The 20,241-nt window shown below is 46.8% G+C and carries 15 protein-coding genes and 1 tRNA gene; 4 read left to right on the top strand and 12 right to left on the bottom strand.

The annotated features are described in order from the left end of the window. Positions 1–202: 202 nt before the first annotated feature. The 4 genes from NC994_RS02360 to lpdA all read right to left on the bottom strand — a co-directional run bounded on the left by NC994_RS02360 (position 203) and on the right by lpdA (position 4,618). Positions 203–1,507, bottom strand: a complete 1,305-nt coding sequence (locus tag NC994_RS02360; protein WP_190440919.1) for a hypothetical protein — start codon at positions 1,505–1,507, stop codon at positions 203–205. Between the two features lie 265 nt (positions 1,508–1,772). Then, positions 1,773–2,054, bottom strand: a complete 282-nt coding sequence (locus NC994_RS02355) for a DUF5340 domain-containing protein (RefSeq protein WP_190415523.1) — start codon at positions 2,052–2,054, stop codon at positions 1,773–1,775. Positions 2,055–2,183: 129 nt separating this feature from the next. Further along, positions 2,184–3,065, bottom strand: a complete 882-nt coding sequence (trpC, locus tag NC994_RS02350; RefSeq protein ID WP_190441282.1) for an indole-3-glycerol phosphate synthase TrpC — start codon at positions 3,063–3,065, stop codon at positions 2,184–2,186. Between the two features lie 122 nt (positions 3,066–3,187). Continuing rightward, a complete protein-coding gene (gene lpdA / locus NC994_RS02345; RefSeq protein ID WP_190415525.1) occupies positions 3,188–4,618 on the bottom strand; it encodes a dihydrolipoyl dehydrogenase in 1,431 nt (476 codons plus the stop codon). 262 nt (positions 4,619–4,880) lie between these two features. Here lpdA and NC994_RS02340 point away from each other — a divergent pair, with 262 nt between their 5' ends. Continuing rightward, positions 4,881–5,114, top strand: coding sequence for a hypothetical protein (locus NC994_RS02340; protein WP_190440917.1), 234 nt, complete (start codon positions 4,881–4,883; stop codon positions 5,112–5,114). A gap of 67 nt (positions 5,115–5,181) precedes the next feature. Here the strand turns inward: NC994_RS02340 and NC994_RS02335 are convergent, their stop codons facing one another. Continuing rightward, entirely contained in the window at positions 5,182–5,967 is a 786-nt protein-coding gene (locus tag NC994_RS02335; RefSeq protein ID WP_190440915.1) for an RNA methyltransferase, read from the bottom strand. A 218-nt stretch (positions 5,968–6,185) separates the two neighbouring features. Then, positions 6,186–6,269: transfer RNA gene (locus NC994_RS02330), tRNA-Leu, on the bottom strand. Positions 6,270–6,473: 204 nt separating this feature from the next. Between NC994_RS02330 and murA the strand changes: the two genes are divergently transcribed. After that, entirely contained in the window at positions 6,474–7,883 is a 1,410-nt protein-coding gene (gene murA / locus NC994_RS02325) for a UDP-N-acetylglucosamine 1-carboxyvinyltransferase (RefSeq protein WP_190415530.1), read from the top strand. Between the two features lie 98 nt (positions 7,884–7,981). Here the strand turns inward: murA and NC994_RS02320 are convergent, their stop codons facing one another. From NC994_RS02320 to NC994_RS02300, 5 genes are all read right to left on the bottom strand, one after another. Continuing rightward, positions 7,982–8,905 carry a TIGR01777 family oxidoreductase gene (locus NC994_RS02320; protein WP_190440913.1) on the bottom strand — a complete coding sequence of 308 codons (924 nt, stop codon included), beginning with the start codon at positions 8,903–8,905 and terminating at the stop codon, positions 7,982–7,984. After that, the gene (gene psb28 / locus NC994_RS02315) at positions 8,902–9,306 is read right to left on the bottom strand and encodes a photosystem II reaction center protein Psb28 (protein WP_190415533.1); all 405 of its coding nucleotides are present in this window, start codon (positions 9,304–9,306) and stop codon (positions 8,902–8,904) included. Before psb28 ends, NC994_RS02320 begins: the two co-directional genes overlap by 4 nt. 364 nt (positions 9,307–9,670) lie before the next feature. Continuing rightward, positions 9,671–10,240, bottom strand: coding sequence for a Uma2 family endonuclease (locus NC994_RS02310; RefSeq protein ID WP_190440911.1), 570 nt, complete (start codon positions 10,238–10,240; stop codon positions 9,671–9,673). A 31-nt stretch (positions 10,241–10,271) separates the two neighbouring features. Then, the gene (locus NC994_RS02305) at positions 10,272–11,633 is read right to left on the bottom strand and encodes a (Fe-S)-binding protein (RefSeq protein ID WP_190440908.1); all 1,362 of its coding nucleotides are present in this window, start codon (positions 11,631–11,633) and stop codon (positions 10,272–10,274) included. Positions 11,634–11,692: 59 nt separating this feature from the next. Then, positions 11,693–13,015, bottom strand: coding sequence for an FAD-binding oxidoreductase (locus tag NC994_RS02300; RefSeq protein ID WP_190415539.1), 1,323 nt, complete (start codon positions 13,013–13,015; stop codon positions 11,693–11,695). A gap of 207 nt (positions 13,016–13,222) precedes the next feature. Between NC994_RS02300 and NC994_RS02295 the strand changes: the two genes are divergently transcribed. Continuing rightward, on the top strand, positions 13,223–15,994 hold the full coding sequence (locus NC994_RS02295) for an EAL domain-containing protein (protein ID WP_190440906.1): 2,772 nt from the start codon (positions 13,223–13,225) through the stop codon (positions 15,992–15,994). A gap of 70 nt (positions 15,995–16,064) precedes the next feature. On the opposite strand, the gene NC994_RS02290 is transcribed toward NC994_RS02295, so the two are convergent. Continuing rightward, a complete protein-coding gene (locus NC994_RS02290; RefSeq protein WP_190440904.1) occupies positions 16,065–18,908 on the bottom strand; it encodes a diguanylate cyclase in 2,844 nt (947 codons plus the stop codon). 975 nt (positions 18,909–19,883) lie between these two features. Between NC994_RS02290 and grxC the strand changes: the two genes are divergently transcribed. Next, positions 19,884–20,204: a glutaredoxin 3 gene (gene grxC / locus NC994_RS02285; protein ID WP_190415551.1), complete on the top strand. Its 321-nt coding sequence runs from the start codon at positions 19,884–19,886 to the stop codon at positions 20,202–20,204. Positions 20,205–20,241: the final 37 nt, after the last annotated feature.

The following is a 20,241-nucleotide window of genomic DNA, read 5'->3' as shown; positions in this document are numbered from 1 at the left end:
TCCTTAAACTTGAAGAGCGCATACTCCAGAATCGCATATCTTTTCCAATCCATTCACCAATTAGCAATCAGCTTTTTAGCTTTTCGGAGTAATTGAGTAATCGATAGTCAGTAGTGGGTAATCGGTTTACAGTCTCTTTACGAGCTAGTACTGACAAGTAAGGAGTTAATAACTACTAAAACATTGACAAAAAGCCAAATCTTTACTCTAATTTCTCCGGTGGAATTTTCCTTAAAAAAGCGGGAAGGTCTACCTGTAAATGTTTGTTAGGTTGAGGGGACGGTAAAGGAGTTCGGTTGATTGGCTGAGGAATCTCAGCCGTCGTTGGGGGTTCTATTGCCATCAGCAGTTCTTCCAGATCCTCAGGGCTATCTGCTAGCACTCGTTGCAAGAAATCCTTCAGTTTTTGAGCGCTGCGAAGGCTAGCATTGCAACGGTCTTTCCAATACTGGATGGCGGCTTCGTACTCATTTGCTTGCTGGGCTTGCCTGAGAATTTGCTCTTGCAGCGTCGCAGTGTGAGTTTCTAATTCGGTTGTCTGGGCTTGATAGCGATCGCGCGACTCTGCCAAGTCGTGGCAAGCTTGTTGTAATCGAGCCTGAATTTTAGCTTGCTTGTCTAGCTGGTTTTCTAGGTCTTTAATCTGTCCGTGGAGAGCTTGAATGGTTGCATCCTGTTCACCAACCAAGTCTTCAGTCTCGGAAAGGTTTGCCAACAGTTGTTGCTGTTCTTCCAAAGTTTCGTTGGCTTCTTGGAGTTGATCTTCTAGCTGATTGATAACTGTAGCGCGATCGCTACATCGACTATAAAGCGCCTGCATTTGCTGCTCTTGCTCTAGCGCCTGCACCTCCAAACGCCTCACTACAGTTCGAGCTTCCAGAATTTGAAATTCTAGCTCCTGCACTCGTTGTTGCTGTGCTTCTAAGGCTGTTTGTCGGTTCGCTAGCTCTTGTTCCAGCAGCGTTTGACTGTTTTGGCTAGTCTGACGGCTCTGAGCTAGCTGCCTTCGCAAACGTCCTACTTCTCCTTGCTGCGCCTCAGCTAAAGTTTCAATCGTCGCTAACAATTCTTGAACCGTTTCCTCTTTGAGAACCGCTTGCGATTGATGATTCTCTAGCGCTTGCTGCTGCTCGAACAGCTGTTGCTTGAATTGATCGAGCGCCCGCTGTTGAAGATTCGCGGCTTCCTCTGTCGATGCTAGCTGAGTTTCTAAAAGATGTTGCTCGCTTAGTTGGAGCCTCAACTCACTGACACAAGCCTGGGATTCCTCCAACGCCTGCTCTAACTGATGAATGCGAGCTAACTGCTGCTGTTCTTGCGAAGGCGATCGCGCCAATTCCAGCGGTTCTGGAGGCTCCAGTTCACAGCATTGCCCTTGTGAGTCTTCTAACGAGGGTAATTTGCTGGGATGAGGCTGTGGAGTAGCAAGAGCATCCTTTGCCTCTGCGTCTGCTGAAGCTTCCTTTGAATTTAACCAAAAACGATCGGCTGAATCTGGTTCAGTCACTCCGAACCTCCCAGAAGTCAATAACGGTCTTGGAGCATCCAACAGCCATCTCGCATTTCCGAGTGATGAGTTAGCAGTTAGCAGTTCTCGGAGCGTTTATCACTGTTTATCACTTAAGTAAGTAGAAAGCATTGACCCTAATTTTAGGGCTTTCCGGCGATTTTTCTGTATTGAGGACGAAGCATCAGTGCCAGCATCTAGGCACAGAATTCAGGTATTTAACAATTCTGGCTTCGCCCCACACCCTTTCTAATCTCAATACCTTTTATACCTTGGGTTCTCGGTGTCCGGTGACAATATCTGGCGAAGGTGGTTGATCGAAGGCAATGTTATTCAGAGACCAACGGTAATCAATTGGTAAATTTGCTCGTTCGCAAGTTTGTTCGAGTTGCTTCTGTTGAGCCATTGCTTTGCGGAGAGTACCGATCAGCTGGTGAACTTGCTCCCGCACTGCCGGTTTTTGACTAACGGCGAACGAGGTGTGGCGTTCCAACACTTGCAGGAGTAATTCGTAGTGGATACGAGAGGGAAGAGGAATTGGCTCCATGAAACCTAATTTACCTATAGGGGTCAAGATATTGGGCAAGGATGAAGGCGGAAGGGGGAATGAAAAAGTTCTTTATTCAATCTTTCATCCTTCCTCCTCCCTCCTTTATCCTGCAAAAGGGTTTTCATTCTAGGAAAACAGCTTGGCGATGCCAACAGCAGGGTCGGACTGTTTCACCAAGGACTCACCAATCAGCACCGCATCAGCACCCGCTTGCACAACTAAGCGAAGGTCAGATGGCGTGTGCAGACCCGATTCGCTAACGACAGCGATCGCCCGATCGCGCAACTCGCTACCTCGCGCCGCTAAAATCTGGCAGGTTGTTTGCAAGTCTACGGAAAAATCTTCCAGATTGCGATTATTTATACCAACTAGGGTAACGCCTTCTAAGGATAATACTCGGTCTAATTCGTCCAGAGTATGCACCTCAATCAGCGGTGTCATCCCTAAAGCATTAGTAATTTTGACAAAGTATTGGAGGTCTTGATCGCTCAGAATTGCTGCAATCAAGAGAACGGCATCGGCTCCGTGGCGTCGGGCGAGATAAATTTGGTAAGGATAGATTAGAAAATCCTTACATAAAACGGGCAAGTCTAGGGCAGCGCGAACAGCCGTCAGATTTTCAAAACTCCCTTGAAAAAATTTTCGATCGGTCAAGACTGATAAACAGCTGGCTCCTCCTTGCTGGTAAGCAGTCGCGATCGCCACTGGGTCGAAATCTTCCCGAATCACACCTTTACTGGGAGAAGCCTTTTTGACTTCTGCAATCAAGGCAGGTTTTGTCTTCCCTTGCCGCAAAGCACCGATAAAATCACGAGGTGCAGGTGCAGACTGCACTTGACGCCGCAACTCCACTAAGGGCAGGCGTTCTCGCATCTGGTCAACTTCCGTTTCTTTTTGCCAGACAATTTCCTCCAGAATGTGGCGGGGTTTGGCATCAGGTACGGCAACCTGATAGCGTAAAGTGCTGATGGCAATCGATGGATTTGGAGGACGGCGGCGAATTTGCATATTTCCTAGTTTGGCACAATTATTCATGGGGAATGGGGGCTTAGTAGGGGTCATTTGTCAACGGTGATTCGTCATTCGTCACCAGCAATCGACGAATGACAAATCACGAATGACTCTTCTCCCTAATGAGAACCTACAGCCCGTTTGTAAGCTTCATCCAATACTTCTGAGAGGGTAGGATGTGCGTGGACAAAATATGCCAGAGTCTGGACAGAATTGCGTTGAGCGATCGCGTTTGCGGCTTCGTGAATCAAATCCGCTGCATGCATTCCGATGATGTGGACGCCCAGCACTTCGCCTGTATCTTTGCGGTAGATGACTTTTGCCATCCCGTCGGCTTCCCCTTCTGCGATCGCTTTCGAGTTTCCTTTGAAATAACTCTTCGCCACTGCAACTTCAAATCCCTCCTCTTTCCCCATTTCTTTCGCCGCCAGTTCCGTCTTGCCGACAAAGCTAATTTCTGGGTGAGTAAAGGCGGCGGCGGGGATGCTGTGATAATCGATCAAACGGTGACGCCCGCAGATATTCTCTACCGCCACAACGCCTTGAGCCGACGCCGCATGAGCCAGCTGCATCTTGCCCGTCGCATCTCCAATTGCCCACAGGTGGGGCACGGGTTCGCCACTTGACAAGACTGCCATCCGGTCATCGACGGGGATAAAGCCTCTATTTGTCTCAACGCCGATAGCATCCAGCCCCAAGTCCTTAGTATCCGGAATGCGACCTGTAGCAACCAAGCAAGCGTCTACTTCTAGCACGTCCACAACTTCTTTCGTTTTGGCGTCGGCTAGCTCAATGACCACGGGAGAACCCGGTTTAACACTCTTCGCCAACGTGCCTACTTTCGTTTCAATGTCACGCGGCTTAATCAGCACTCTTTCGGCAATCGTGGCAATGTCCCGGTCAAACCCAGGCATCAGCTGGGGTAACGCTTCAATCATGGTGACTTCAGCGCCTAATGCGGTGTAAACATCTGAAAATTCTAGACCAATGTAACCGCTGCCAATAATCGCAATCCAGGAAGGTAGCGACTCCAATCTCACGCCGTCATCGCTGGTAAAAACAGTTTTGCCATCAATTTCAATTCCTGGTGGAACCCAAGGAATTGACCCAGATGCAATGATAATGTCTTTTGCCGTAACGGTTTTTTCACCCGATCCCGTGCTGATGGTGACTTTTTGCGGTCCCGCAATTTTCCCCCGACCTTGGAGAATTTCAACGTCCAGCCGTTTCAAACTGTTTGTCAAATCGCCGCGAAGCTTGGAGACAAGGTTGTTCGCATGGTCTGCGATTGCTTGTCGGTCAAACTCAACGCCTGCAACTTGAATCCCCAGCGATTTCAGATGGTGGGCATTGCGTAACTCTCGCACTCGACCGGATGCTGCCAACAAAGCTTTAGAAGGAATGCAGCCCCGATTCACGCAGGTGCCGCCCATATCGGCTGCTTCCACAATGGCGGTTTTGAGACCGCAGGAAACGGCGTGTAGGGCAGCGCCATGTCCGCCGACACCGGCTCCAATAATCACTAAATCGTAATCAAATCCTTGAGTCACGTTACTCTCCCCTAGACGACGATGCCCTCCTCATTTTCAGCTTGACCAACGGTGAGCGCAAGTCCCCAATCGGTTGTGGAGTGAAAGAGTGCAAGTTGTTCTCCTTACAATTTTCTCTAAAAAAATTACGAATGAGTCATCCCTTCAGCGGCGTGTTATATCTTAGAAACTAAAAGAAATCCAGCGATCGCTCGAATTGAGCGATCGCTGTTAATTACTAGGGTGCCCTGCCATCAAAAGCAGTGTTTGTGGAACCAGCGTAATGAATCAGAGTGACCAAGACCATCGTCGCGCCGCTGATAAAGCATTTAGCGAATCGCTTGAGCAATTGCAGGATTTATTGGAATTGCCGGACAATCAGACGGCTCGATCCCAGTCAGACTCGGACAGCGGTAATCATCAAAAAGAATTGACTGAAGCAGATGAGCTAGAACAAGCCGCTGCTGACATTGAGGAATATATGCAGAAAAAGACTAAATCATCGGAGAATGAGTGATTGATTGGGAAAAGCGAAAAAAAGCCTAACCATTGTTGACCCATAACTACTGATTAGCGCCTACTTCCTAACTTTTGCCATTCTGACGCTTTACTTCGTACAACATCAAAGCAGCTGCTACAGCTACGTTTAGCGACTCGACTCCTGGACTCAGGGGGATGGTCACTTGCACCTGTGCCAGTGAAACTAACTCTGAAGACAATCCAGCACCTTCATTGCCCATCAAAATCAGCGTGGGACGGCGTAAGTCTACCTCCCAGTAGGTTAAAGTCGCACTAGGCACAGTTGCCACGACTTGCATTCCTCGTTCCCGACACTGAGAGATATCTGCGGTCAAATCGGAACTGATCCGCATCGGTAGCCGAAACCATTGTCCAGCAGAGGCTCGCAGCACCTTCGGATTGTCCAGATCCACGCTATCTTCACTGACACACAACCAATCCGCACCCGCAGCGGCGGCAGTACGAATCATCGTGCCGAGGTTGCCCGGATCTTGCACGGTTTCCAAAATTAGCCCCAAACCCGTAACTGGCAATGGGGACACCTGGCGGCTCATCCGGGGTGCCGTAGCGATGACACCATCGGGTTGAATCGTGGTAGCGATCGCTTTCAGAACTTCCTCGCTCACCACTTCAGCCCTTTGACATTGATTACAAGCTTGCTCCCACAATTGCTGGTGACGTTCTTCCCATTGGGGCGTACAGCATACGGTTTCTAAGGGATAATCAGCCGCACAAGCTTCCTCCAGCAAATGGGTTCCTTCCAACAAAAATATTTGCTGCTCCCGCCGTTCTTTCGAGCGGTGTAACTTACGAATTTGCTTGACCAGAGGATTCTGGAGACTCGTCAACATCAACAAGAATTAGGACTGAGGACTGAGGACTGTAGGACTGAGAAAGTGTCAAAAGCCAAGAAAGAACTTTTTCCCAATCTGGCAAAGGATTGAGTTCTGAGTGTTACTAAGTGACGAAATTCTTTATTAGCGTCTAACTACATTAGCGTCTGACTACCCTATCTCGATCGCCACTTTTTTCTACTCAGTCCTCAGTCCTGATACCTCAGTCCTAAAAATGCGGAACCCGGGACTTGAACCCGGAAGTCCTTGCGAACACTAGAACCTGAATCTAGCGCGTCTGCCAATTCCGCCAGTTCCGCTGACGTCTTGATTTATACCACCGATTTACTATCTTGCAACAAATCCTAGAATTTGTCAATACCTTTTATCCGGAAAAGCGAACCGATACAAGGTACAATGCTTCATCGACTGACAATGAAGCGGGATTGCTAATCTAGACATTTAAAATCTTTCCTGTAGAATCAAAACCAAATTTAAAAAAAAGCCACCCTATTCCGTGAAATTTGGAGGACAGACCTATTAACCCCCCTCTCAGCCTGACCGATACTTACTCTCTGCCCGAAGAAGACAAGTCCGTTTTGCACATTTGGGGTAGAGCTTCCTTGCAAGGGCACGTCAAGATTAGCGGCGCAAAGAACGCGGCACTAGCGATCATGGCAGGAGCCTTGCTGTGTCCTGAAGATTGCAGAATCCGTAACGTTCCCTCGCTTGTCGATGTCAAGCGTATGGGTCAAATTCTGTCGTCCCTAGACCTGAAGCTGGAATGGAATGGCGACATTCTCGACATCAACGCTAGCCACATTGGGCAATCAAAAGCGCCCTACGAGTTAGTTTCTCAGCTACGAGCTAGTTTCTTTATCGTTGGACCGATGCTGGCGCGGCTGGGTGTAGCAAAAGTGCCACTACCTGGCGGTTGTGCTATCGGTGCCAGACCCGTCGATCTTCACGTCCGAGGTTTGCGGGACATGGGGGCAGATGTCCAAATTGATCATGGGATGGTCAATGCCCATGTAACTGGCAGCAATCGAAGATTAAAGGGAGCCAAAATTTATCTGGACTATCCCAGTGTTGGTGCGACAGAGACACTGATGATGGCGGCAACCCTAGCAGAGGGAGAAACAATCCTAGAAAACGCCGCCCAAGAACCAGAAGTCGTGGATCTCGCTAATTTCTGCATTGCAATGGGAGCCAAGATTCGCGGTGCAGGTACCAATACAATTGTGATTTCTGGTGTTCCCAGCTTACATTCTGTAGATTACAGCATCATTCCCGACCGGATTGAGGCGGGGACATTGCTCGTTGCAGGAGCAATTACCCATTCAGAACTAAGTCTGTCCCCAATTATTCCAGACCATCTCACGGCTGTGATTGCCAAGCTGCGGGAAATTGGAGCGACGGTACTCGAAGAAGCGCCCGACTGCCTGCGGATTATCGGAGGACAAACACACACGGCAACAGATATTGAAACATTGCCATATCCTGGATTCCCCACGGATATGCAGGCACAATTTATGGCATTGCTGACCCTCAGTGAAGGGGACAGCGTGATTAGCGAAACGGTTTTTGAAAACCGATTGCGTCATGTGGCAGAGTTGAATCGCATGGGTGCAGATATTCGCGTGAAAGGCAATCATGCAATTGTGCGGGGTGTGCCAATGTTATCGGGGGCACCTGTACTAGCTACTGATTTGCGTGCTTCGGCGGCGTTGGTTTTGGCATCGCTGGCGGCAGAAGGAAAAACAATCATTCGAGGATTGCAGCATCTAGATCGGGGTTACGAAAAGCTGGAGGATAAACTACGGCAGCTGGGAGCTAAACTACAGCGGGTGCAGGATGATGACAGTTTGCCAGTTGAAAATTTGAAGGTTGAAGGTGACAGCCTGCCGGTTGAAGGTTTAAAGGTTGAAAGTTGAAGGAAGAATAATCGGTAATAGGTAGAGTGATGAGTGATGAGGTATTCATTCAAAACTCATAACTCAACACTCATAACAATTACCTTTTACCGAATTGTCTATTCCTTCACAATTTCTGTCAGCGCTGGTTTTAGGGTTGAATACTGATATTCAAATCTTTGGGACAAGGTGCGTTTTGGAAGAACTTGTTGCCCTTCCAAAACGACTTGGGCACCATCTCCTAAGAGACCTTCTAAAACAAAGCTGGGAACTGGTAGCCAGGAGGGTCGATTTAAAACTTCTCCCAAAGTTTGAGCCAATTCGTTCATCCGGACTGGATTCGGAGCTGTACCGTTTAGAACACCTTCAATTTCTGGGTGGCTGAGTGCAAATAGAATTAAATTCACTAAATCGTCCCGGTGAATCCAGGAGAACCACTGACGCCCTGAACCAATGGGGCCACCAGCAAACATTTTGAAGGGGGGAAGCATTTTGGCAAGTGCCCCTCCCATTCCTAAGACAATTCCAGTTCGCACAATTACTAGTCGCGTGCCACTGTCTTTGACTTTTTGGGCTTCTGTTTCCCATTCTTTACAGACAGTGCTGAGAAAATCATTACCGGCTGAGCTAGTTTCATCAAAGGCAGCCGTTTCGCTGGTGCCGTAGTAGCCAATTGCAGAAGAATTAACTAAGACAGCGGGCTTAGAATTCGCTTGATTAATCGCTTCTACAATTTTTTTCGTCCCTAGCTTTCGGCTATTTAGGATCGTCTGCTTTTGTTCTGGAGTCCAGCGTTTTTCCGCAATCGGTTCTCCCGATAGATTCACCACAGCATCGCATCCAGCAATGGACTGTTGCCAGGAGCCTGATTCAGTGGGTGTATATGCAATGATTTCGAGATTGGGATAGGTGTTGGCAGGAAAGACTTGCTTCGCTTTCGCAGGGTTACGACTGAAAACCAAGATTTGATTTCCTTGAGCGTGTAGTCGTTCTACCAGACGAGAGCCGACAAATCCAGTTGCTCCTGTAATGGCTACTTTCATGCTTCTCTGGTTGCCTCGCTATCGGGGGTTTTTTTCGTGTCGCTGTAAGCCATACCATTGACCTCAGCATAGCGATTCATAAACCGCATAAATCTCTCCCAGTGGTCTTCTCGCTGAATTTCAAATTCGCAGTCCAACCGCTGAAAATCATCCCCTTCTGGTCCGCTGAAAACAAATTTTACAGAAGAAGGCTCAACGCTTATTTCACCTTCTTCATCCGTTAATCGCAGCCCATTAGAAAACTTATTTTTAAAGCTGTTGAATTTTTCTATGGCTTTCAGCTCGTTAAATGTCATCAATACCGTGCGGACTCCAGAACTGCGATTCCGCCGTAAGCTGACGTTACCGATTTCTTCAGGAATCCCTTCAAAAAATTGAATTAAGGGTGTATTAGAAGTCATGCACAAAATTAATGAAACTCATAAAGTAGTATACAAAAGTCAAATGCCCTCCGAGCGCTGACTCGGTGAGCTAGAGAGTTTAGAGGCGATCGCCTAAAATATTTTTGACAAGTTGTCGGTAAATGCGTCCTAAAACCGACATCCAAGGTAGGGAGATTTTTAACTCAACTTTTCCCTAACCAGATTCTGAGCAAGTAGCTTTAAATTTATTAATTACAGGGGTTGACTCCCCAAACTCGTCTTAGAAGCTCGAAGGAGCCTTGAAGATGGCTCTCCTTCACTCTATAGGGAAGGGGCTGGAGGTTGGGTCTGTATTGGACTCAACTGCAAACCGTTATCGTTGCTCAATCTTCGTCTTTCCTGTTCATCCTCCCATTCTTAACCATCCAAACACATCCCCTACCGTTAGCCGCAGTTCTGTTAACAAGTCTGGAACAGGTAGCACGTCGAATGCTTCCGGCAACAATTCCGGTTGCTGTCCGCGAGGATAAACTAGCACGGAGCGTTCGTCTGGATCGAGTAGCCAGCCTAATTTGCTACCGTGTTTGAGGCAGTGCAGGATATTTCCGGTTACTTTGGTTTGACTTTGTTCTGGAGAGAGAACTTCAATTGTCCAATCTGGAGCAGCCTGAAATACATTGGCAATATCCCCATTTTCATCAAGAGGGATTCTATCCCAAGCAAACACCGCCACATCTGGCACGATTGACCGTCCGCCGAAGGTACACCGCAATTCCGGAAAAGCTAGGGCAATTCGCTTAGCCTCGACCACCTCATTAATAACAGTGACTAGCTTTCCCTGTAACTTGCTGTGCTTCCCTTGCGGCATTGGCTTTTGGATGCTTTGACCCTTGATGTATTCGCTGGCTGGCTTAGTTTCTGGCAGCTTCAGAAACTCCTCTAGAGTCAAGGTTTGAGGAGGTGTATGTACCATAAGCGCTCGCATAAATGCCGCTACTATTACCCTACTCGTGCAGTTTCACTCCTCGAATTGACAAATCCAACAACTCTACCGGATGCATGATCGGAATTGCCTTCTCTTGAAGTTCTAAATGCTTGCTAATTTGGATCGTACAGCCAGGATTTGCAGAAGCAATTAGTTCAGCACCCGTATTCAGAAGATTTTCAACTTTTTGCTTACCCAATTCTCCAGCAACTTCAGGTTGCAGCATATTGTAAACCCCAGCACTGCCACAACATAACGCTGCATCAATCGGTTCCCGAAGTTGAACGCCTGGAATTTGTCGCAATAATTGGCGCGGTTGTACGCTAATTTTTTGCCCGTGTAATAAATGACAGGCATCTTGATAAACCAAAGTCAATGGTTGATCGGAAATTGGGGAAAGTTTCGCCGTTATTCCGGCTTCGTATAGAAACTCTTGAGCGTCTTTTACTTTAGCGGCAAATTTTACAGCTTTCTCTCGATAATCGGAGTCATCTTGTAGCAGGTGTCCGTATTCTTTTAGAGTATGACCGCAACCAGCAGCATTGATGATGATGGCATCAACGTTTGTACCTTCAAAACTATCAATCATTTGGCGCGCGATCGCTTTTGCTTGTTCTTCCTGTCCTTGGTGATGTGGCAATGCAGCACAACACCCCTGAGCCTTTGGAATCACGACTTCACAGCCATTGGCAGTTAATACCCGTACCGTTGCTTCATTGACCTTTGAGAAGAATAGACGTTGCACGCAGCCCAAAATAACGCCCACTCGATAGCGTTTCTCACCCTCAGCCGAAATCACCTCTGGTAGGGTATCTACAAAGGTTCTGGGAGTAATTTCTTGCAGATTTGATTCCATCGCTGCTAAGCGGGGAGAAAGGCGTTGGAGTAATCCAGTCGAACGAACTAATTTCTGCAAGCCTAATTTCTGATAGACCATCAGAGGCGCTAGCAAAACCCGCAACCGATTAGGATAAGGAAATAGGGAAAAAATTAGTTTTCGATACAACTTGTCTGGCAAACTGCGCGAATAATTGCGTTCAATTTGGGGACGCATGGCAGTAATTAACTTGTCATACTGCACGCCAGAAGGACAGGTTGTGACACAGGCAAGACATCCTAAACAAGAGTCAAAATGCTGTACTGTTGCAGTATTTAGAGAAATCTCACCTTTATTGATAGCATCCATGAGATAAATTCTGCCTCTAGGAGAATCCATCTCTTTGCCAATCACCCGATAGCTGGGACAAGTAGATAGACAAAAACCGCAGTGAACGCAGCTATCAATTAACTTGGGATTGGGGGGATGATCGTTATCAAATCCGTTAATATTAATCGGGTTTGAGTCATCTAAATTTGTTAAAGAATTTTCTGATGTTTGCATGGATGAGTGTAATCTTCCCTACTTTTTAGACGGTGTTTTCTGCGATGAAAGCGCTTTGTTCACATTCCACCGATAAACCGACTTGGACTTAAAATATTTTCTGGATCAAATTGCGTTTTGATTTTCTGCATTAAATCCAGGGCGTTGCCGGTATAACCCCAGACATCTAGTTGCTGCTTCAAGAAAATCGGCGCTTCTAGAATTGTCAGAAACCCGCCGTGAGATTCACAGAGCGATCGCATCTGTTGTAAAAACGCGATCGCTGTTGTTTCTACAACGTCACTATTGCACCGCAATAGTCCCAACCCACTTCCAGCATGGATCAGACACATCACCGATGGGACGTGGATTTGCAGATGAGCCAAAATGGTCGCGGCGGCAGTTGGTAATACTCCTATTTTGCAAGCGATCGCTGCCTCTGTGTGGGATGCCCACATTTGTTCTTGTAACTTCTGCCATAACTCAGCCTCATCGGCATCTGAATACAAGACACCCTGTAAACCGAGATGTTGCCCCACTTCCAACCATCGAGCGCACTGTTCCTTCACGCTCGGCGATACACTTTGAAAGCGAGCGATCGCACCAATGCCCTCCCCTAACCCTAAACTAGCCACAATTTGAGTGGATAGCAGGTCAACAGCCGTGGGCGTTAAGGCTGAAGCGAGCAAAGTTTTGGTGGCTGCGGCAATTTTTTCGGCTGTGCCAGTCAGCACTACGGTTGCAGATGCCTCAGGCAGGGGATAAACCCGAAACGTCACTTGACTGATAATCCCTAACGTTCCAAAAGAGCCGGTAAATAGCTTCATCATGTCGTAACCGGCAACATTTTTTACCACCCGACCCCCAGCTTTGGCAATCTGACCATCGCTGCGGACGAAAGAAAGACCCAGTAGCATATCCCTCACCCCACCATAGCGTTGTCGCAAAGAACCGCCCCCCGCAGTCGCAACAATACCACCAACCGTGGCGTCTTTTGGATAGGCTGGATCGAGGGCGAAAAATTGACCTTGTTGCGCTAGAATCTTTTGCAGTTCGGCAAATTTCATGCCTGCTTCGACCGTAACGGTTAAATCGCCAACCGCATGAGCGATTAAGCGATTCAGACGTTCGGTACTGACAACCAAATTGACCCCATCGACTAATCCGCCCCAACCTAGTTTGCTAGCGCTGCCACAGGGTAAGATGCCCCACCGATGCTGGTAGGCATAAGCCATAACCTGAGCGAGTTCTTCCTCGGTGCGGGGAGAAACAATGCAATCAAGGGTCGTTCCTGGTGCAATTGCTTGAGAGATTTGTGCTTTTCGAGTGGCTTCTATCTGTTCCCACGGCACAATACCAGAGCTGGGGAGGAGACTTTCAAGTTTTTGGGCTACGCTATTCATTGCTTAAAAAAACATCTGTGCGATCGCACTCAGGTGGACATGAACACTAGCAAAACATAAGCACGGTACGCAAGTAACACTCAGTTCTCGACGTAACATCATTTAATTATTTAGTTATAAATTTATTTCTTTATATCTCAAGATAGATGCAGCACTTCATACTGGTATTTGTGGGGTCTATTTCTCTCTTTAGACAGGTTTAATTGAATGGTTCGACGAAAGAATATACCGGCATTACAGCAAGCAAGAAGGGCAGGGACAACCCGATCTTACGATAGGGAAAGCTTGCTAAATCGAATTACAACCCGAATTCGCCAATCTTTAGAGCTACAAGAGATTTTGGCGACAACAGCGCGGGAAATTCGCTCATTTTTAGACATGGATCGGGTCAAAATTTACCGATTTCACCCAGATGCCAGTGGCGAAGTAATTGCCGAATCTATAAATGGCGATTGTTTACCCTCTATGATGGGGCTGCGGTTTCCAGCGGAGGACATTCCGCCCAATGCTCGTGAGTTGTTTGTCAAAGTCCGCCAGCGAGTCATTGTCGATGTCATTTCTAGGCAGAAAACTCAAGAACAGTTAGATTGTCTATCAACCGGCAAAAATTTAGTAACTAGAGACATCCGCTATTCCCCAGTCGATCCTTGCCACGTCGAATATCTGACGACGATGGGGGTGAGTGCTTCTCTCGCCGTGCCAATCCTACATCAAAACAGCTTGTGGGGGTTGTTGGTGTGTCACCACGCATCCCGGCGCAAATTTAGCGAACAAGAATTACAAATTGTTCAACTGCTCGTGGATCAGGTGTCGATTGCGATCGCGCAGTCCAATCTTCTTCAAACCGCACGCGAACAAGCTCAGCATGAATCAACAATCAACCAAATTAGTAGTCTACTCCACTCTCCGCTAAAAATTTCAGAAATTCGGCAGACCGTTTTAGAAGAAACCGTTAGCGCCTTACACGGTGCTGCTGGCAGATTGTACATTACAGCAGATACAACAGGTCAGCCTGCTCAACTTTATACGACTGGCGAGCAGCCACTCCAAGCTTGGATTGAAGAAACTCCCTTTTGGCAACAAATTATCTCCGGGAAACCGAACAGCGTCGGTATCCCAGACAGTCCTTCTGAAAACAAATCCAAAGATAACCATCAAGATTTCAGTCATCAGAATCTCATTAATCACGCTTCTGACTCTTGGTTTTTACAGTCGGAATTTAATCCTCAAAATCATTTCCTTGAGTCTTCGCATAACAGCTACGGAGTAGCTAGGGAAATATCAAATTTTAAAAGTCAAAATTTTCTCTACACCATCCCCGATTTATATCAAGAACCACAACTAAAATATGCAGTCCCTGCTTTTGAGACAACGCCTATTCGCTCTATTCTGATCGTGCCTCTCAGTTATCATCAGCAATGCGTGGGGTGTCTTACCATCTTCCGGCATGAGATGAATACAGAAACCCTATGGGCAGGTCGTCAGAATCCCGACGAACGGAATGTCCGCCCCCGCCAGTCATTTGAAGCATGGCGAGAAATCACCCAAGGACAGGCTAAAGAGTGGACACAAGAAGAACTCAAGCTGGCTCAATCGGTGGGAATCCACCTCTACATGGCAGTAATGCAAAGGCGAGTAGAGGATACAATCCGACATCAGGCGTCTCATGACCTCTTAACGGGTTTGCCCAACCGGCTGTTATTCAATGACCGGCTCTCTCTAGCGCTGGCAAGCACTCATCTGAATTGCGGCGATATGCTGGCAGTGGTGTTTCTCGACCTGGATGGCTTCAAAACGATTAACGACACGCTCGGTCATGCCGTAGGCGATCTACTGCTGCAATGTGCGGCTCGACGCCTCACAGATTGCCTGCGAGAAACCGACATTGTTGCCCGTTGGGGTGGGGATGAATTCACCATTATGCTCTCCCCCATCACTTGTTTGGACGATGTTACCAAGATTGCGACAAGAATTCTGGGTGCCCTAAACGTTCCTTTTCATTTTGAAGATGTAGAGACTTATCACGATACCTCTTTACACATCAAAGCGAGTTTGGGGATTGCTTTAGCTCCTTATGATGGGGAAGACGCAGAAACGCTGTTAAAAAACGCCGATGCTGCGATGTACAGAGCCAAGCAACAAGGGCGCAATAATTATCAGCTATATACACCAGCCCTAGGGGCAAAAGCACTGGAACGGCTGAAATTAGAAAACCGACTTTACAAAGCCTTAGAGCGTGAGGAATTTCTGTTGCACTACCAGCCGCAGGTAGACTTAAAAACAGGTCAAATCGTGGGCATGGAAGCGCTGATTCGCTGGCAATCTCCCGAACTAGGCTTAATTCCTCCTTATCAATTTATTCCTCTGGCAGAAGAAACGGGTTTGATCTCTCCGATTGGAGAATGGGTTTTGCGGACAGCTTGCAGGCAAAATCGTCTTTGGCAATCACTTGGAGTGCCGCCAATCCGGATTGCCGTGAATCTTTCAGGTCGTCAAGTTCAGCAACCCACTTTAGTAAAAGTTGTTGAGCAAATTCTAGCTGAAACTGAGTTGGAACCTCGTTATCTGGAACTCGAAATTACTGAGAGCATTGCAATGCAAGATGTGGAATGGACAATTTCTGTGTTGCAGAAGTTGCAGGAACTGGAAATTCACATTTCAATGGATGATTTTGGGACGGGTTATTCTTCACTGAGCTATCTAAAACACTTTCCGCTCAATACGCTAAAAATTGACCGCTCATTTATTCGCGATCTCATGACGAATACTCATGATGCTGCGATTATTAAGGCAGTCATGGCACTGGGTCACGGACTCAATTTAAAAGTGATTGCTGAGGGTGTTGAAACAGTAGAACAATTGGATTTTTTGTACTCAGTTCAGTGTGATGGTTTGCAGGGTTATCTGTTTAGTCCCCCGGTTCCGGCGGAAGCGGCAACAGAGATCCTTAAATCTAAAAGGTTAAAAAATCAAAGTTAGAGATTCTCAGTTTGTAGGACGGGGCGATGCTCTCAATGATTTTGGTGTACTCTAACGCGAAGAGCTGCGTCTAGCAGTATCCCTTGACGCGATCGCGTCCCTCTTTTTTCGCTTGATATAGCGCTTCATCGGCTGCTGCAATCAGTGCTGCCGGTGAAGACGTTAAACTGGGAACTATGCTGGCAACACCCAGACTCAGCGTGACGTAGGGGCTAACTGGAGAGTGGACGTGGACAATCTCTAAGCTTTTCACCATTGAGCGGATCGACTCGGCGATGTAACTGGCACCCGCAGAGGGAGTGTTGGGCAAAATTAAGGCAAACTCCTCGCCTCCATAACGAGCAACTAAATCGTTTGAGCGCTTCAGCATCAACCGAATCGCACCAGCAACCTGTCGCAAACAGCTATCTCCAGCTTGATGACCGTAGGTATCGTTGTAAATTTTAAAACAGTCGATATCGCAGAAAATTAGCGATATTGGCGCTTGTTCTCGTCCCAGCCGCCGCCACTCTTGGGCAAGATATTCGTCAAACCTGCGCCGATTTGCCACCTGAGTTAAGCCATCCAGAGAAGCGATGCACTGCAACTCCCGGTTGGCTTCCTCCAGCTGTTTGAAGAGGGAAGACTGCTGAATTGCGATCGCTAACCCGACGGACAATTGTTGCAACAACTTAATTTCATAAGGCTCCCAGTGACGAGATCCAGAGCATTGATGGACGCAGAGTATGCCCCACAAATGAATTTTGGCGGCTGGATTGGATAAAGAGGGACGGAGTGGGGCGGGACTGTTGCTATTCGATTCATTATTCGCTTCTCGGTTACCTCCCTGTTCCCGAATCAAGATTGGCACCATCAAATTTGCCCGAATTCCTGCCCCTGCGAGTAACTTCACGTAACTCGCAGGCAGATCCGCTTGGTAAATATCATCCACCGCTGACACATACCCGGTGGTTTGAAATTTTTGGATATATTCCGCCTCAAAGCAGGGGTCATACAGCGAGACATCCAGAATCGATTCACAACCGGGTGCGACAGATTCGACAACAAAGCAGGCACCGCGAGCATCGAGCCGATAAAGAGCAACTCGTTCGGCTGGCAGAAAGTTTCGCACCTCTGCAACCGCTGTGTTAAGGATTTCGTTTAAATGCAACGATTGGCGGATGCGCCCTTGTATTCTTCCCAGCAAGCGCTCTCGCTCAATAGAAGAGCGTAATGCCTCCTCAGTTCGCGTCCGTTCTGTAATGTCAAGAAAACTCCAAACCCTGCCAATGATTTGTTCGCCGAGTCGGTACGGTGTGGAGTAGCGCTCAAAGATTTTCCCATTTTTTAATTCCAGAATGTCGTATGCCTTAGCTTCTGGTTGCCTGGAAAGTTCCCAAACCAGCTTTAGAAAGGCTTCCGGCTCTTTCAACTGGTCTTTAAGAAAGAGGATTTGTTCGTTAGCGCGAGGCGAGCCGATTAGGTCTTCGGGAACCTCCCACATCTGAAGAAACTTCTGATTGTAGCTGACAATATCTCCTTCTAGGCTGACTGCAACAATGCCGTCAGCAGTTGATTCAAGCGTGGCGCGCAGCAGAGAAAGCGATTTCTCAACTTTTTCCTCTGCGGTTTTACGCTCTGTAATCTCAATGTAAGCGATCGCAACGCCATAATCTTTGAGAGGAATGGGAATTGCAGTGACGTTAAGCCAGGTGATTTCATCCTGGTCATTTACAATCCCGATTTCTCGATTTTCAATCACTTGATTTTCTTTTAACGCCCGAACGCTAGCAAATTCTTCCGGTGGCATCGAGCTACCATCCGGTCGAACGATTCGCCATTCTTTGCTGTCGCACCTTCTATTTTTATGGTTTTCAATAGATAACTTTAGAATTCTTTCTGAAGCTTGGTTGGCTTCAACAATATTGCCGTTATTATCGGTAATGGAAATGCCAATTGGGAAGCATTGAAAAAGAATTTTATATTTTTCTTGACTTTCTCTTAACTCAGCTTCTGCTTGCTGGCGTTGGCTAATATCGCACGAAACAGCGATGATTTCTTGCACTGCTCCCGTATCCGGATGGCGGATAGTTCGGAGCGTAGTTTTAAACCAAATGTAATAACCTTGCCGATGACGAATTCGGTAGCTAACTGTGTTGATTTCTTGAAAATTTAGTTGAGTTGGATGTTCTCTTAAAGCAACCGTGTCATTCTGAGCAAATTCCTCTATCAGGACTAAATCTTGCGGGTGGCAAAATTCAAGCACCGAGCGTCCCAGAAGTTCATCCGGCTTATATCCCAGTAAAATACTGCATACAGGTGAAACGTAGAGGTAAACACCTTCCGGAGTATGAGTGGAAATCATGTCGGTGCAGTCTGATGCCAGCAATCGGTCACGAGTTTCCCGCTTAGACAATTCTAAGTTTGAATAGCCGAACAAGTTTTCCGGTTTTGGGTTATGGCGATCGCTAACGACTGGCATCAGACTGGTTGGCGTCATGATTCCGACCAGTTGACCGGATTCATCCTCTACAATCAACAGATGGCGAATCTGATGGTGGTAAAATAGTCGGCTGATGGTTTGAATATCTTGTACTTGGGATTCGTTCAGGGTAATCAGCGGCTGGTTCATTAGTGCAGCGATCGCTACACCTTTAATGTCTCTACCTAGAGCCGTGACTCGAACCAAATCCCGTTCTGTAAAAATCCCGATGGGGGTTTGTTTCGCTAGTTGTGTTGGTTTTTCCGCTGTTACCTGCTCATTTACCACGATGACACAGCTAGCCCGCGCCCGACTCATCAATGCGATCGCTTCTGTGGCTAGCGTGTCAGGAGTTACCGTCAGAGGGTTGCGATCAATTGCTTGATGGAGTGGTAAAGCGTAAGGGTGGAGCATAGAGAACACATCATTAGTTTCTTTAATAGAATTAACCATTCTTATTAATTATTTTAAATTTTAATTGAACGAAGCGGAACCGTTTGCTGGGTAATGTGGTAGGCAGTAAGCATAGATGTGGCGATTGAATCGCATCTGAGTAAACGACTAGGGCTTTACAGATAGCTTTTTAAGCAATGAAACAATTGTATTTTGTAATAAAAAAACCAGCTAGCTAAAAATTCTCACCAAATAAAGGGTTGAAGGCATTAACATTCTTTATCAACTTTCCTGCCAAACCCGGACAAGACAGCAATTAACTTATAAAAAAAATCTGAAATCTGCTGCCAAGGGTGCCTTAAAACAGAATGGTATTTCCTCAAAGGTTAACCCGATCCGTCGCATTGCCAACGCTAGTTAGTCAAAAATCTTCGCTCTATCACTGAAAAGCTAGCTATGTTCGTGCCTACGAACCCCTTTGCCTCATGTCTCTTAGAGAATTAATTCCAGCAGCCAGCACAAAAAATCAACCGATCTAGAACAATCCTATTTGAGTTGTGAGATGCTAGCGGTTCAAATCCCCAGCTTCTCCCTCAAACTCAGAAATCTCGCCTTTGTCGAATCCTTAAGGACCGCTTTAATTAAGTTTAGATATTTCTTTCTTGAAACAGGTCGAAAAGTATTCGCTGGCTTTTATCCTCAACAATCAAAAATTTTATCAAATCTCCCTTTTAACCTTATTTTTTTCGCCTTAGCATAATTTTCAAAAAACTTTGTATTTATTGGAACAAAATACTCGTAAGGCTAAACGCATACAACCTTTCACGAAGTAAACTATAAAAAGTTATAATTAATAAAATTATTTTTTTAGTTTACTAAACTTATTAATATATTGTGGTTGTTGTCTTGTTTGAAAAAACGATCTAGTTTAAACAGAGGTACTCAGGCCTGGGCTTGGCAAATTAAACGAAGGCGCGTTGCTGAATGCCGACAGCTAAACACATATCCAAATCTAGAAAATTTAAAAATCCTAAAATGTTTGACTTTCTTAATCCAATCCTAGGGCGTCATCCAGAACGCAACAAAGCCAACGTTGAAATTTATACTTGGCAAACTTGCCCCTTTTGCATCAGAGCCAAGATGTTGCTCTGGTGGAAGGGCGTCAACTTTACTGAGTATAAAATTGATGGTGATGAAGCAGCCAGAGCGAAGATGGCTGAACGTGCCAACGGGCGTCGAAGCGTGCCGCAGATTTTCATCAATGAGCAGCACATTGGTGGGAGCGATGACCTCTATCAACTGAATACAGGAGGACAATTAGACCCCCTACTGGCTCAACCCGCCGTTCAAGGCTAGAATCAGCCAATACAGGTGAATTTCGTTTGTATAGTCG

It is taken from the genome of Trichocoleus sp. AS-A1, from assembly GCF_039962015.1.
Classification (GTDB): domain Bacteria; phylum Cyanobacteriota; class Cyanobacteriia; order Cyanobacteriales; family FACHB-T130; genus FACHB-T130.
This window is presented reverse-complemented; position numbering and strand designations above follow the sequence as displayed.

What these genes read in the sequence shown, in the direction of transcription:
- NC994_RS02335 (WP_190440915.1), bottom strand. Translation starts at nt 5,967, where the DNA reads ATGTTGACGAGTCTCCAGAATCCTCTGGTCAAGCAAATTCGTAAGTTA.
- NC994_RS02355 (WP_190415523.1), bottom strand. Translation starts at nt 2,054, where the DNA reads ATGGAGCCAATTCCTCTTCCCTCTCGTATCCACTACGAATTACTCCTG.
- NC994_RS02300 (WP_190415539.1), bottom strand. Translation starts at nt 13,015, where the DNA reads ATGAATAGCGTAGCCCAAAAACTTGAAAGTCTCCTCCCCAGCTCTGGT.
- NC994_RS02310 (WP_190440911.1), bottom strand. Translation starts at nt 10,240, where the DNA reads ATGGTACATACACCTCCTCAAACCTTGACTCTAGAGGAGTTTCTGAAG.
- grxC (WP_190415551.1), top strand. Translation starts at nt 19,884, where the DNA reads ATGTTTGACTTTCTTAATCCAATCCTAGGGCGTCATCCAGAACGCAAC.
- NC994_RS02295 (WP_190440906.1), top strand. Translation starts at nt 13,223, where the DNA reads ATGGTTCGACGAAAGAATATACCGGCATTACAGCAAGCAAGAAGGGCA.
- NC994_RS02320 (WP_190440913.1), bottom strand. Translation starts at nt 8,905, where the DNA reads ATGAAAGTAGCCATTACAGGAGCAACTGGATTTGTCGGCTCTCGTCTG.
- NC994_RS02305 (WP_190440908.1), bottom strand. Translation starts at nt 11,633, where the DNA reads ATGCAAACATCAGAAAATTCTTTAACAAATTTAGATGACTCAAACCCG.
- NC994_RS02340 (WP_190440917.1), top strand. Translation starts at nt 4,881, where the DNA reads ATGAATCAGAGTGACCAAGACCATCGTCGCGCCGCTGATAAAGCATTT.
- psb28 (WP_190415533.1), bottom strand. Translation starts at nt 9,306, where the DNA reads ATGACTTCTAATACACCCTTAATTCAATTTTTTGAAGGGATTCCTGAA.
- trpC (WP_190441282.1), bottom strand. Translation starts at nt 3,065, where the DNA reads ATGCAAATTCGCCGCCGTCCTCCAAATCCATCGATTGCCATCAGCACT.
- NC994_RS02290 (WP_190440904.1), bottom strand. Translation starts at nt 18,908, where the DNA reads ATGGTTAATTCTATTAAAGAAACTAATGATGTGTTCTCTATGCTCCAC.